The organism is Streptomyces avidinii, from assembly GCF_045161815.1.
GTDB lineage: Bacteria > Actinomycetota > Actinomycetes > Streptomycetales > Streptomycetaceae > Streptomyces > Streptomyces avidinii.
In genome coordinates, this window is record NZ_CP108863.1 from 2622586 (window position 1) to 2636167 (window position 13582).

The following is a 13582-nucleotide window of genomic DNA, read 5'->3' on the forward strand; positions in this document are numbered from 1 at the left end:
TCAGTCGCAGTCGCGACAGATCGGCTGACCGTTCTTCTCACGTGCCAGCTGGCTGCGGTGGTGCACCAGGAAGCAGCTCATGCAGGTGAACTCATCGGCCTGCTTGGGCAGGACCCGGACGGCCAGCTCCTCATTGGAGAGGTCCGCACCGGGAAGCTCCATGCTTTCGACAGAGTCGAATTCGTCCATGTCCGCGGACGAGGTCGACTTCTCGTTGCGCCGAGCCTTCAGTTCTTCGATGCTGTCGTTGTCGACGTCATCGTCGGTCTTGCGCGGGGTGTCGTAGTCCGTTGCCATTGTTCGCTCTCCCCCTCTGGGTGTTAGCGGTGTCTCAGCGCACGTAACGCACGAGAGGCCGGACTTGTGCCCGACCTGAGGCGGAGATTTTGCCTCACATCAAGGTCTGTTACTCAATCGACACCCAGCCGCCCGCCTGAAGGGCGATTGGCTGGGATGACGAGCGGGACCGTACACGGTCCGGGTGCCGTCATGCACAAACGCCACCCCGTGTATTTCCCGCCATCCGAGGGGCCGGAAACCCGGACTTCCCGGGCGTTCCGGCCGCGCCTGGGTCACTGAACGCACATGGGCCGACACCGGGCACTGTGATCGATCACACAGGTCCGGTTGCTTTCACAGGGCAAGCATTCAGCCAAAAGCGAACACGTGACAGGGTCCTCACAAGGGAAGAGTGACACGCATCACGAGGCCACCGCCTTCCCGGGGCATCGCCTGGATCCTGCCGCCGTGTGCGCGCGCCACGGAGCGCGCGATCGACAGACCCAGCCCGACACCCTTGTCGCTGCCTGTGCGCTCCGTACGCAGCCGCCTGAAGGGCTCGAAGAGGTTGTCCACCTCGTACGCGGGAACAACGGGACCCGTGTTCGATACCAGGAGGACCGCCTGATCGTGCTGGGCCTCGGTGACGACCTCCACCCAGCCGTCCTCCGGCACGTTGTACCGGACGGCGTTCTGCACCAGGTTGAGGGCGATCCGCTCCAGCAGTACCCCGTTGCCCTGCACGACGGCCGGCGCGCGCTCGCCGCGGATCTCCACGCCCTTCGCCTCGGCCTCACCGCGCACCTGGTCGACGGCGCGCGAGGCGACCTCCGCCAGGTCCACGGGTTTGCGCTCGACGATCTGGTTCTCGCTGCGGGCCAGCAGCAGCAGGCCCTCGACCAGCTGCTCACTGCGCTCGTTGGTGGCCAGCAGGGTCTTGCCGAGCTGCTGGAGCTCGACGGGGGCCCCGGGATCGGAGAGGTGTACCTCCAGCAGTGTCCGGTTGATCGCGAGCGGTGTCCGCAGCTCGTGCGAGGCGTTCGCTACGAACCTCTGCTGAGCCGTGAAGGCCCGCTCCAGCCGGTCGAGCATCTCGTCGAAGGTGTCGGCGAGCTCCTTGAGCTCGTCGTCCGGCCCGTCCAGCTCGATCCGCCGGGTCAGGTCGGAGCCCACCACCCGGCGCGCGGTCCGGGTGATCTTGCCGAGCGGCGAGAGCACCCGGCCGGCCATCGCGTAGCCGAAGGCGAACGCGATGATGCTCAGGCCCAGCAGGGCCATGAGCGACCGGCTCAGCAGGTCGTCCAAGGCGTGCCGGCGCTGTTCGAGGACGCACTTGTTGACCGCCGCGTTGAACTGCTCCGGCTCCAGCGGCCCGCCCATCACGCCCGAGCAGTTGGTGCTGGAGACCTTCACCTGGCCGCCGACGATCTGGAACGGCAGCGCGTTGCCCTGCCGCAGCGCCTGCGCGGCCAGCAGGTAGATGATCGACAGCAGCAGGATGCCCGCGATCAGGAACATCCCGCCGTACAGCAGGGTGAGGCGTATGCGGATGGTCGGCCGCAGCCACGGGAAAGGACCCTCGGGCTGGCCGGGGTCCCAGGTCGGTTTCGGTGGTGCGACCGGTGGCGCCGGGGTGACGGGCACGCGCTTCAAATCCGGTATCCGGAACCGGGCACGGTGACGATGACCGGCGGCTCGCCCAGCTTGCGGCGCAGGGTCATGACGGTCACCCGCACGACGTTGGTGAAGGGGTCGGTGTTCTCGTCCCAGGCCTTCTCCAGCAGCTGCTCGGCCGAGACGACGGTGCCCTCGCTGCGCATGAGGACCTCCAGCACCGCGAACTCCTTCGGGGCCAGCTGGACCTCCTTGCCCTCACGGAACACCTCGCGCCGGTTCGGGTCCAGCTTGATGCCGGCCCGCTCCAGTACGGGCGGCAGCGCGACCGTGGTGCGCCGGCCGAGCGCCCGTACGCGGGCGGTCAGCTCGGTGAAGGCGAAGGGCTTGGGCAGGTAGTCGTCCGCGCCGAGCTCCAGGCCCTCCACCCGGTCGCTCACGTCGCCGGAGGCGGTCAGCATCAGCACGCGGGTGGGCATGCCGAGCTCGACGATCTTCCGGCACACATCGTCACCGTGCACGAGCGGGAGGTCCCGGTCGAGCACGACCACGTCGTAGTCGTTGACCCCGACCCGCTCCAGGGCGGCGGCGCCGTCGTACACGACGTCCACGGCCATGGCCTCCCGGCGCAGGCCGGTGGCCACCGCATCGGCGAGCAGCTGCTCGTCCTCGACGACGAGTACGCGCACGTCGTTTCCTTCCTCCGAGCCCAGAAGGGCACACGTGTATTGCGTCGCCCATCCTGCCCGTTTCGGCCATAAACCGGCTGTAAGGCGGTCCGCGCACGGGGCCGGCGGGGCGGAAGTGAGGATTCCTTGGCCTCGCGAGGTTTCTGGGCCCAGGGTGCAGGGGAGGACGAGATCACACCCCATCCACTCCCTGACGGCGGACAGCCACGTGCCGCCGCCGACCCACGAAGAGGGGGCGAACCCACCATGGACGCATTCACCGCGGGTCTCCTGCAGCGCATCAGGACCACGCAGTCGGACCTCAGGCACGCCCGCGAGACGGGCGACGACTTCCTCGCGGAAGTGGAACAGGCGGAGCTGGAGGACCTCCAGCGCCTGGCCGCCGAACACGGCGTCCCGGTCTCGGCCGCCGTGCCCGCCTGCTGATCCCCCGATCTGCCGGACCCGCACTTCCCGTACGGCCTCTGCACGACTTCAGCACGGCTTCTGCCGCTGTTCGACCCTGCACGACCTCCGCACGACCTCTGCACCTCTGCACGGCCTGAACCCCGGACGCCCACTCGGGCATCCGGGGTTCAGTGCGTTCAGTCGTGCCAGGCCCCGGACTCCTCCAGCAGCGGCTGCAGCGAGGCGAAGACGGCCGGGGTGGCGGCCAGGGTCAGCTCACCCGAGGCCGGCTCACCCGGACGGCCCCCCGTCAGGGCCCCGGCCTCCCGCGCGATCAGGTCACCGGCCGCCAGGTCCCACGGGTTGAGCCCCCGCTCGTAGTACCCGTCCAGCCGCCCGGCCGCCACGTCGCACAGGTCCAGCGCCGCCGACCCGCCCCGCCGGATGTCCCGCACCAGCGGGATGATCCGCGCCACGACCTCGGCCTGGTGGGCCCGCCGGGTCTGCACGTACGCGAAGCCGGTCCCGAGCAGCGCCTGGTCCAGCGGCGCCGCCGGCCGGCAGGCGAGGCGCGTCGTACCCAGCCACGCCCCGCCGCCAAGCACCGCGTGGTAGGTCTCCCCGCGCATCGGCGCCGCCACGACGCCCACCACGGTCTCGCCCCCGTACTCCGCCGCGATGGACACGCCCCAGCTCGGAAGGCCGTAGAGGTAGTTCACGGTGCCGTCCAGCGGGTCGACGACCCAGCGCACCCCGCTCGTTCCCGGGGTGTCCGCGCCCTCCTCGCCCAGCAGCCCGTCCTCGGGCCGCCGTTCGGCGAGGATGCCGGTGATCAGCTTCTCAGCGGCGATGTCCATCTCGGTCACCACGTCGATCGGGCTGCTCTTCGTCGCCGCCACCGCCAGATCGGCCGGGCGGCCGTCGCGCAGCAGAGCCCCGGCCTGCCGGGCGGCCTCCAGGCCCACGTCCAGCAGTTCGGCCTTCAGCTCGTCAGAGATCACGGTCCCACTTCCTACGCGTACGGACTGTCCACGCCCGCGGCCGCCGGCCGGGGGCCCCGCGCCGGGCAGCAGCCCACCGCGCACAGGTCATGACTTCGGCCGAGCGTGCCCACCCAGCACTCCGCGGCCGGCTCCCCGCGTTCCCTGGCGGCCCGCTCCAGCACCAGCTCCCGTACCGCCCCGGCGAAGCGCGGATCGGCGCCGACGGTCGCGGACCGCCGGACGGGCAGGCCCAGCTCGGCCGCCTTCGCGGTGGCCTCGGTGTCCAGGTCGTAGAGGACTTCCATGTGGTCGGAGACGAAGCCGATGGGCACCATGACGACGGCGGGCGCACCGGCGGCGTGCAGGGCCTCCAGGTGGTCGCAGATGTCCGGCTCCAGCCACGGGATGTGCGGGGCGCCGCTGCGGGACTGGTAGACGAGCTCCCAGGAGTGCGCGACCCCGGTCCGTGCGGCGACCTCGTCCGCGATCACCCGGGCCACGTCGAGGTGCTGCTTGACGTACGCCCCGCCCTCGCCGCCCTCGGTGTGGTCCTCCACGGGGCCGGAGGTGTCCGCGGCGGCGGTCGGGATCGAGTGGGTGGTGAAGGCGAGGTGTGCGCCGGAGCGCACCTCCTCGGGAAGCTCGGCGAGCGAGGCCACCACCCCGTCGATCATGGGCTCCACGAAGCCGGGGTGGTTGAAGTAGTGGCGCAGCTTGTCGACCCGCGGGAGCTCCACGCCCTCCTCGGCCAGGGTGGCCAGCGCGTCGGCGAGGTTCTCGCGGTACTGGCGGCAGCCCGAGTACGAGGCGTAGGCGCTGGTCGCGAGCACCGCGATGCGGCGGCGTCCGTCGGCGGCCATCTCCCGCATCACGTCGGTCAGGTACGGGGCCCAGTTCCGGTTGCCCCAGTAGACCGGCAGGTCCAGCCCGTGCCCGGCGAAGTCCTTGCGCAGCGCGTCCAGCAGCTCGCGGTTCTGCCCGTTGATCGGGCTGACCCCGCCGAACCCGAAGTAGTGCTGACCGACCTCCTTGAGCCGCTCGCGCGGGATGCCGCGGCCGCGCGTGACGTTCTCCAGGAAGGGCACGACGTCGTCGGGTCCCTCGGGGCCGCCGAAGGACAGCAGCAGGAGGGCGTCGTAAGGGGCGGCGGAGCCGCCGTCGGGGTCACGGAGCTGGTCTGACATGCCTCGAATCCTGCCACCCGGGGTCCACGACCGGGCAACGGACCCGGCCCGTCCCACGCTTCGGACAACAGGTAAGGTCACCCTAACTTCCTGTCGGTATTTTCCCCATGCGGGCGCCTTGTCGGCAGACGTAATCTGTCTGAGCCAACCACGTCCCTTACGGAGGGCACCACCTTGCCCAGTCCCTACCGCGCGATATTCGCGACCCCCGGCACCAAGGGGTTCACAGCCGCCGGCCTGCTGGGCCGGATGCCGCTGTCCATGGTGGGCATCGGTGTCCTCACGATGATCACCGAGCTGGGCGGCAGCTACGCCCTCGCCGGCGGCATCACCGCCACCATCGCCCTGTCCGCCGCGGCCGTGGGCCCCCAGGTGTCCCGGCTCGTCGATCAGTACGGCCAGCGGCGGGTGCTGCGCCCGGCCACCCTGATCGCGGCCGCCGCGGTGACCGGACTGCTGGTGGCGTCGGCGGGCGGCTGGCCGAGCTGGACGCTCTTCGTCTTCGCCGTCGTCGCCGGATGCGTGCCCAGCGTCGGGTCGATGGTCCGGGCCCGCTGGACGGCCCTGTTCCGCGACACCCCGCAGCTGCACACGGCGTACTCGTTCGAGTCGATCGTCGACGAGCTCTGCTTCATCGTCGGCCCCCCGCTGGCCGCGACGCTGTCGGCCGGCTGGTTCCCCGAGGCCGGTCCGGTGGTCGCCCTCGCCTGCCTGGTGACGGGCGTGTGGTGGCTGACGGCACTGACCGCCACCGAGCCCGAACCGCATCCGCACCAGGAGCACACGGACCGGTCCTCGGCGCTGCGCTCCCCCGGCCTCCAGGTCCTGGTGGCGACCTTCGTCGCGACCGGCGCGATCTTCGGCTCCGTGGACGTCGCCACCCTGGCCTTCGCCGAGGAGCACGGCAGCAAGCCCCTCGGCGGGGTGTTCCTGGCGATCTGGGCGTTCGGATCCTGCCTCGCGGGCATCGTCTTCGGCCTCATGCACTTCAAGGGGCGGGCCGAACCTCGCTGGGTACTGGGCATCAGTTCGATGGCCGTGAGTATGATCCCCCTCCTACTGGCCGGGAACCTTCCGTTTCTGGCCGTGGCGCTCTTCGTCTCGGGCCTCGCCATCGCTCCCACGATGATCACCACGATGGCCCTGATCGAGGCGCACGTGCCACACGCGAAGCTGACCGAGGGCATGACCTGGATCAGCACCGGCCTCGCGGTCGGAATCGCGCTCGGGTCCTCCGTGACCGGCTGGGTCGTCGACGCAGCAGGTGCGCAGACCGGGTACGTCGTCTCCGTATCGGCGGGAGTGGCCGCGGCGGCGGTTGCGTTCGCGGGATACCGCCGGCTGACGAGGCCGGCGCAAGGGGAGGAGCCAGCAACCGATGGGGACGGCGACAGCAGGGAAGAGCAGCGGGGAACGGACCGCGTGGCATAACTGGGCGGGCAACATCACCGCCACACCGGCCCGCGTGGTGACCCCGGCCTCGGTCGGGGAACTCCAGGAGGCGGTCCGCCGGGCCGCCGAGGACGGGCTTCGGGTGAAGGCGGTCGGCACCGGCCACTCCTTCACCGCGGCCGCCGCCACCGACGGGGTACTCGTACGCCCGCAGGCCCTGGCCGGGATCCGGTCGATCGACCGGTCCGCCGGGACCGTCACGGTGGCGGCGGGCACGGTCCTCAAGGACCTCAACGTGGCCCTGGCCCGGGAGGGCCTGTCGCTCACCAACATGGGCGACATCATGGAGCAGACGGTCTCCGGCGCCACCAGCACCGGCACGCACGGAACCGGCCGCGACTCGGCCTCCATCGCCGCCCAGATCCGGGGCCTGGAACTGGTCACCGCCGACGGCCGGCTGCTGACCTGCTCCGAGAAGGAGGAACCCGAGGTCTTCGCGGCGGCCCGGCTCGGCATCGGCGCGCTCGGCATCGTCACCGCGATCACCTTCGCCGTGGAGCCGATCTTCTTCCTGACCGCCCGGGAGGAGCCGATGGGGTTCGACCGGGTGACGGCCGAGTTCGAGGAGCACTTCGCGGAGAACGAGCACTTCGAGTTCTACTGGTTCCCGCACACCGGCAACTGCAACACCAAGCGGAACAACCGCAGCCAGGGCCCGGCCGCCCCGCCCGGCCCGGTGAGCGCCTGGATCGAGGACGAGTTGCTCTCCAACGGCCTCTTCCAGGCCGTCAACTCGCTGGGCCGCGCGGTCCCGGCCACCATCCCCTCCATCGCCCGCGTCGCCAGCCGCGCCCTGTCGGCACGCACCTATACGGACATCCCGTACAAGGTGTTCACCAGCCCGCGCCGGGTGCGGTTCGTGGAGATGGAGTACGCCCTCCCGCGCGAGCGGGTGGTCGAGGCCCTGCGGGAGCTGCGGGCGATGGTCGACCGCTCGGGGCTGCGGATCAGCTTCCCCGTGGAGGTGCGGACGGCCCCGGCGGACGACATCACGCTGTCGACCGCGTCCGGCCGCGACACGGCGTACATCGCGGTGCACATGTACAAGGGCACCCCCTACCAGGGCTACTTCACGGCCGCCGAGCGCATCTTCACCGCGCACGGCGGCCGTCCGCACTGGGGCAAGGTGCACACCCGGGACGCGCAGTACTTCGCCGAGGTCTACCCGCGGTTCGGTGAGTTCACCGCGCTGCGCGACCGGCTGGACCCGGACCGGGTCTTCGGCAACGACTACCTGCGGCGGGTCCTGGGCGACTGACCGGTCCCGGCGCCGCACGGCAGCTCACCGCCACTGCACCGCCGCTCACAACGGCTCACGACGGCTCACGACGGCTCACGACGGCTCACGACGGTGGAGCGCTCTGCCGCGCGGTCGGTGTCGACGCGTCCGGACCGGGCGCCGGGGCCGACGGCGTGGGACTCGGGGACGAGGTCGGGGCCTGCTTCGACGGGGAGGGAGCGGGCGTCGGCTCCCCGGAGGCCCCGGAGTTGCCCGGGTCGCCGGAGCCCGAGGGGCTCGGCCCGGGGCTCGGGCTGTGCTCGCCCCGCGGGTGCGAGGGGCTCGGCGAGGTCCCGGACCCGGGGCTCCGCCCGCCCTTCCCGTCGGAGCCCGGCTCGTCCCGGGGCGGGGCGGGGCGGTCCTCGCCCGCCTTGCGGGTGCCGCCGGAGAAAAGGGTGCCGCCACCGCTGCTGACCGAGGTGCCGGCCATCGCCTCGTAGGTGCCGAGGCCGCCGACGGCGATGGCGAAGGCCGCGCCGGAGGCGACCGCGGTGCGCTTCCAGCCCCGTACCCGGGTGCCGTGCACGGTGGCCTCGCCGAACTCCTCCGTGGGCGCGGCGCCCCGCTCCGTCCCCTCGTCCGCGGCCCGCGGCTCCTCGCGGGGCAGCGGTACCCGGCGGGCCCCGGTCCGGGTGCTCTCGCGCAGCTGGTCGCCGGTGCGCCGGAAGAGGTGCTGGATGACGGGCCCGCCCGCGGTGGCGACGACGCTGACCACACCGGCCCCGAGGATGGTCCCGTAGACGCCCATCTTCGAGGCGAGCAGGGCCGCCGCGACGGTGGCGAGGGAGGAGCCGGCGACCTGGGCCGCGCTCAGGTCGAGCTTCTTCTTCTCCGGTTCGTCCTCGACGTCCCGCGTCGCCTTCTGACCCATCGACATCCCCGGTGTGTCCCGCCTCTCGCGCTTCTCCTCTTCCAGGAGTTACCGACCCCTGAGCGAAGCAGATAGTTCCGTTTCTGGTGATTATGTGAAGCAAGACACCCGAAAACGGACCACGGGTGCAGGTCGGACCCGATCGAGGGCACGCCAACTCCCGCCGTCCGAGCAAAGTTCGGCGGCGCGGCGGTCCACCCAGGTGGCCCGAATGGAGTACTGTGGCGAGCCCTGGGGCCGTCCTTCCTTTCGGATGTCCGGACTCGGGAGAGGGGGCCGATTGATGGAACACGGCACTCAAAGACCGGTGATGCCGCGGTATTGCACGGATTCCTGCTGCGCACAGTAACCACTCGGTCACTGTGCGTGCCCAACAGGTAACCGTGCCATAACGGCGATCAAGGGCGCATGCCCGACACGCCGGTTTAACTCGGCAAGGTTGTGGCAGGCTGCACCCGGGCAGGCCACACTCGACTAGCGGAAGCAGCGACGCACGTGACGTCGGCAGGCACCACCCGGGAGGTCCCCATGCCCGAACTGCGTGTCGTGGCCGTCTCAAATGACGGCACACGACTGGTGCTCAAGGCTGCGGACAGCACGGAGTACACGCTTCCGATCGACGAGCGGCTCCGGGCCGCCGTCCGCAACGATCGCGCGCGCCTGAACCAGATCGAGATCGAGGTGGAGAGCCACCTCCGCCCCCGCGACATCCAGGCCCGCATACGAGCCGGTGCCTCCGCGGAGGAGGTCGCCCAACTCGCCGGCATCCCCGTCGACCGCGTGCGCCGCTTCGAGGGTCCGGTGCTCGCCGAGCGCGCCTTCATGGCCGAGCGTGCCCGCAAGACCCCCGTGCGCCGCCCCGGCGAGAACACCGGTCCGCAGCTCGGCGAGGCCGTGCAGGAGCGGCTGACCCTGCGCGGCGCCGAGAAGGAATCCGTCCAGTGGGACTCCTGGCGCCGCGACGACGGCACCTGGGAGGTCCTCCTCGTCTACCGGGTCGCGGGCGAACCGCACTCGGCGAGCTGGACCTACGACCCGCCGCGCCGGCTGGTCGTGGCCGTCGACGACGAGGCCCGTTCGCTGATCGGCGAGTCGGAGGACCTGCCGGCGGCGCCGGAGCCGAGCTTCCCCTTCGTACCGAGGATCGCGCGGCTGCCGCGCGACCGGCCGCTGGACCGCGCCCTGGACCGGCAGCTGGACCGGGCCGACAGCCGGCCGGCACCCGCACCGGAACCCGAGGAGGAACGGGACACCCTGACCAGCCTGCTGGAAGCCGTCCCGAGCTTCCGCGGCGACATGGTCGTCCCGGACCGCACCGAGGCACCGGACACCGAACCGGAGGCCGAGGAGCCGCCGGCCCCCGCCGCCTCGGCGGGCGCGGGCGCCGCGTACGCCGATGTCCTGATGCCCCGTACTGTGGCGGGTCACCGCGACCGGCTGACCGGCACCACCGACCGCCAGGCCGAGGCCGACGGGGTTCGCCCCGGGCGCCGTGCGGCCGTACCGAGCTGGGACGAGATCGTCTTCGGCACCCGCCGCAAGAAGCAGGAGTAGCGGCCCCGCCGACGCCCGGAGCGGCGGGCCGGACGGTACGGCGGAACCGGTGAGCGCGCCGGCCCGCCGGGGCCGGGCGGACGCCCGGCCCCGTCCCGGCTACCGGGGGTCCGGGCCCGTGGCCACCGGGCGGGCCGGGTCGGCGCACCATTCGGACCAACTGCCCGCGTAGAGGTCGGACTCGATGCCGGCCACCTCCAGGGCCAGTACCTCGTGCGCTGCGGATACCCCCGAGCCGCAGTACACCCCCACCGCCGCCCCCTCGGACGCGCCGAGCCCAGCGAACCGGGCGCGCAGGGCGTCCGCCGGCAGGAACCGGCCGTCCGGGCCCACGTTCTCCGTGGTCGGGGCCGACAGTGCGCCGGGGATGTGGCCGCCGACCGGGTCGATGGGCTCGACCTCGCCGCGGTAGCGCTCGCCCGCCCGGGCGTCCAGGAGGACCCCTTCACGCGGGCGCAGGGCCGCCGCGTCCGCGTCCAGCAGACCGACCGCCCCCGGAGTTGGCTTGAAATCGCCCTCCGCAGGAGTCACCCGATCGGTCGTCACCACGCCGCCGGCCGCCGTCCAGGCAGCCAGGCCGCCGTCCAGAACCCGCACGTTCGGGTGACCTGTCCAACGCAGCAACCACCACGCGCGAGCGGCCGCCCAGCCCAGACCGCCGTCGTACACAACGACCGGCCCGTCCGCCGGGACGCCCGCCCGCCGCATCGCCCCGCCGAAGGCCTTCGGGTCCGGCAGCGGGTGCCGCCCGCCCGACCCGGGCGGACCTGCCAGTTCGCGGTCGAGGTCGACGTACACCGCCCCGGGCAGGTGTCCTGCCTCGTAGGCGGGCCGCTGGTCGGGGCCTCCGAGCTGCCAGCGGACGTCCAGCAGCACCGGCGGGCGGGGGCCCGCCAGCTCGGTCCTCAGTTCGGAGGCGGAGAGGATCGCAGATTTCGCAGTCATGCCGGCCATCTTCCTCCCCGCCCCGCACACGCGTAACAAGGCCGTCATCGGCGGGCCGCACCGATCCGGTCAACTCCGTGCCACGCCCCCTCGATGCGGCCCGGTCGGGGCGCGCCGAGTCCCCGGGAGTGGAAGCATCAGCACCGGTAAGCGCCACGACGGAGGAGACGGCTGACATGACCGAGGCAGCGGAACCAACCCGGCGCACGCCCGGTACCCCGTGCTGGGTGAGCCTCATGGTGCACGGCCTCGGGACCACCGAGGACTTCTACGCCGACCTGTTCGGCTGGGAGTACGAACCCGGCCCCGAGCAGCTCGGCCCGTACGTCCGCGCGGTACTGAACGGCCACGAGGTGGCCGGGATCGGCGAGATGCCGCCGGACCGGCACCTGCCGGTGGCCTGGACGACGTACCTCGCCACGGACGACGCCGACGCGACCGCCGAATCGATCCGCGCCTGCGGCGGCACGGTGGCGGTGGGCCCCCTCGACGCCGGGATCGCGGGGCGGGTGGCGATCTGCTCCGACCCGCTGGGCGCCATCTTCGGCCTGTGGCAGGCGCAGAGCCGCATGGGCACCCGGCTGCACGGCGGGCCGGGCACCCCGGTGTGGAACGAGCTGGTCACCCAGGACACCTCGACGGTCGGGAAGTTCTACGAGCACGTCTTCGGCCACGAGGCGCAGACGCACGCCACGGCCTCCGACGACTTCGACTACCTGACCCTGCATCTGGAGGGCCGCCCGGTGGCCGCCGTGCACGGTGTCGGCCGCTCGCTGCCGCACGACCGGGGGCCGCACTGGATGGCGTACTTCGAGGTGGAGGACACCGACGTGGCCGCGGCCCGGGTCGTCGAGCTCGGCGGGCGCGTCGTCGACCCGCCCCATGAGGGCCCGCGCGGCCGGCAGGCCACGGTCGCGGACCCCGAGGGCGCGGTCTTCGCCATCGTCCCGGGCCGGCGCTGAGCCCGGTCAGTCCGCCCGCGGCCCGGGCGCCCGCCCGAAGTGGCGGGCGGTGGGCACGAGGGCGGCCGCGGCGGGTACGAGGAAGCAGGCTCCGGCGCACACGGCGAGGACCGGGGTGACGCCGAAGACACCGATGGCCGGGGCCATCAGGGCGAGGCCCACCGGGGCGAGGCCGTAGGACAGCAGGAAGTCCAGCGAGGAGACACGGGCGAGCTTGTCCGGGGCGACCTCGCGCTGGGTGGCCGTGAACCAGGGCACGTTGAACAGCTCGATCCCGATGCCGGCGACGACGTACGCGGCGATCACCACGGCCGGGTGGACCGGCAGCATCAGGCTCAGCGGCGCGAAGCCGTAGAGGGCCAGTCCGGCGAGGGCGCTCCAGCCCTCGTACCGGGGTCGCCTGCGAGCGGTGACCAGGGCGCCGCCGAGGGCGCCCACGGTGTAGGCGGTCATGGCCGCGGCCAGTACCCACTCGGTGCCGTAGCGGTCGCGGCTGACGAGGGGAAGGGCGACGCCGGTGGCGGAGTAGCCGAGCGCGATCACGGCGGTCAGGGCGCCGAGTCCGGCGAGGAACCAGGGGTGCCGGCGGGCCTCGCGTATCCCGTCGACGAATTCGGCGCGCAGCGATGCGCGCAGGGCGGGGGCGGCCGATCCGGCCGGTGCGGGTGATGCGGGTGATGCGGCGGCGGGTCGCGGGGCGGCGCCCCGGCCCGGCAGGAGGGCGGCGACCAGCCAGAGCAGGCCGATCCCCAGCAGCAGCGTCCCGGCGTCGACGAACGCCGCGAGCAGCGCCGTCAGGGTGGGGCCCGCCAGCGTGGAGGTCCGTACCGCCATGGTCATGGCGGCGTTGGCCTGCTGCCTGCGGTCGGCGGCGACGGTCTCGGCGGTGAGCGCCTGGAAGGCGGGGCGGCAGGCCCCCTGTCCGGCGCCCGCGAGGGCGGCGGCCAGGGTCATGAGCACCAGCGACCGGCCGAGCCCGAGGGCGAGCAGCGGAGCGGCGACCGCGGCCGCGAGGGCGGACCAGAACACGACGGCGCGGCGTGAGTGACGGTCGGCCAGCACGCCGCCGACGGCGACGGCGGCGAGGAAGCCGGCCGTCCGGGCGGCGAGGACCAGTCCCAGGCCGGCCGCGCCGAGTTCCCGGTGCAGCACCGCGAGGCCCAGGACGAAGGGCAGGGCCCAGGTCGCGAGTCCGGAGGCGGTGGTGCCCGCCCACAGGCGCAGGAACGCGGTGTCGCGCAGGACGGAACGCGCGGGCGGCGGACCGGTCTCGGCCGTCCCGGCCGTCCCGGTCGTCCCGTGCAGGGGTGTGGTCGCCACGGTGGGGTGCTCCTCGTTCGTCGGCAGGTACCGGATCGCGGCTCGATGGACCCGACCCGGGGG

General features: G+C 72.5%; 13 protein-coding genes. 5 read left to right on the forward strand and 8 right to left on the reverse strand.

The genetic code is table 11. From position 1 onward, the window contains the following. The 3 genes from OG373_RS11270 to OG373_RS11280 form a co-directional block, all read right to left on the reverse strand. Entirely contained in the window at positions 1-297 is a 297-nt protein-coding gene (locus OG373_RS11270; protein ID WP_030008769.1) for a DUF4193 domain-containing protein, read from the reverse strand. 381 nt (positions 298-678) lie between these two features. After that, positions 679-1923, reverse strand: a complete 1245-nt coding sequence (locus tag OG373_RS11275; protein WP_397732194.1) for a sensor histidine kinase — start codon at positions 1921-1923, stop codon at positions 679-681. 5 nt (positions 1924-1928) lie between these two features. Beyond that, positions 1929-2582: a response regulator transcription factor gene (locus OG373_RS11280; protein ID WP_030008767.1), complete on the reverse strand. Its 654-nt coding sequence runs from the start codon at positions 2580-2582 to the stop codon at positions 1929-1931. Positions 2583-2828: 246 nt separating this feature from the next. Here OG373_RS11280 and OG373_RS11285 point away from each other — a divergent pair, with 246 nt between their 5' ends. After that, positions 2829-3008 (forward strand): hypothetical protein, encoded by a 180-nt coding sequence (locus OG373_RS11285; RefSeq protein WP_030385668.1) that lies wholly within the window; start codon positions 2829-2831, stop codon positions 3006-3008. A gap of 158 nt (positions 3009-3166) precedes the next feature. Here OG373_RS11285 and OG373_RS11290 read toward each other — a convergent pair whose 3' ends face one another. Then, positions 3167-3970, reverse strand: coding sequence for an inositol monophosphatase family protein (locus OG373_RS11290; RefSeq protein ID WP_405437907.1), 804 nt, complete (start codon positions 3968-3970; stop codon positions 3167-3169). A gap of 11 nt (positions 3971-3981) precedes the next feature. Next, positions 3982-5136 (reverse strand): ferrochelatase, encoded by a 1155-nt coding sequence (locus OG373_RS11295; protein ID WP_405437908.1) that lies wholly within the window; start codon positions 5134-5136, stop codon positions 3982-3984. 174 nt (positions 5137-5310) lie between these two features. Between OG373_RS11295 and OG373_RS11300 the strand changes: the two genes are divergently transcribed. Together OG373_RS11300 and OG373_RS11305 are read left to right on the forward strand one after the other, a co-directional pair. After that, positions 5311-6567, forward strand: a complete 1257-nt coding sequence (locus OG373_RS11300) for an MFS transporter (protein ID WP_405437910.1) — start codon at positions 5311-5313, stop codon at positions 6565-6567. Then, on the forward strand, positions 6515-7846 hold the full coding sequence (locus OG373_RS11305; protein ID WP_405437911.1) for a D-arabinono-1,4-lactone oxidase: 1332 nt from the start codon (positions 6515-6517) through the stop codon (positions 7844-7846). Before OG373_RS11300 ends, OG373_RS11305 begins: the two co-directional genes overlap by 53 nt. An 85-nt stretch (positions 7847-7931) precedes the next feature. On the opposite strand, the gene OG373_RS11310 is transcribed toward OG373_RS11305, so the two are convergent. Continuing rightward, positions 7932-8744, reverse strand: a complete 813-nt coding sequence (locus OG373_RS11310; RefSeq protein ID WP_405437912.1) for a hypothetical protein — start codon at positions 8742-8744, stop codon at positions 7932-7934. A 522-nt stretch (positions 8745-9266) separates the two neighbouring features. Here OG373_RS11310 and sepH point away from each other — a divergent pair. Then, complete coding sequence (sepH, locus tag OG373_RS11315; protein WP_397732204.1) at positions 9267-10292, forward strand: septation protein SepH; 1026 nt, start codon at positions 9267-9269, stop codon at positions 10290-10292. Between the two features lie 99 nt (positions 10293-10391). Here the strand turns inward: sepH and OG373_RS11320 are convergent, their stop codons facing one another. Then, complete coding sequence (locus OG373_RS11320; RefSeq protein ID WP_405437914.1) at positions 10392-11237, reverse strand: sulfurtransferase; 846 nt, start codon at positions 11235-11237, stop codon at positions 10392-10394. 176 nt (positions 11238-11413) lie between these two features. On the opposite strand from OG373_RS11320, the gene OG373_RS11325 reads away from it, so the two are divergent. Further along, positions 11414-12199, forward strand: coding sequence for a VOC family protein (locus OG373_RS11325; RefSeq protein WP_405437916.1), 786 nt, complete (start codon positions 11414-11416; stop codon positions 12197-12199). A gap of 6 nt (positions 12200-12205) precedes the next feature. Here OG373_RS11325 and OG373_RS11330 read toward each other — a convergent pair whose 3' ends face one another. Continuing rightward, positions 12206-13519 (reverse strand): MFS transporter, encoded by a 1314-nt coding sequence (locus tag OG373_RS11330; protein ID WP_405437917.1) that lies wholly within the window; start codon positions 13517-13519, stop codon positions 12206-12208. Between the last annotated feature and the right edge of the window lie 63 nt (positions 13520-13582).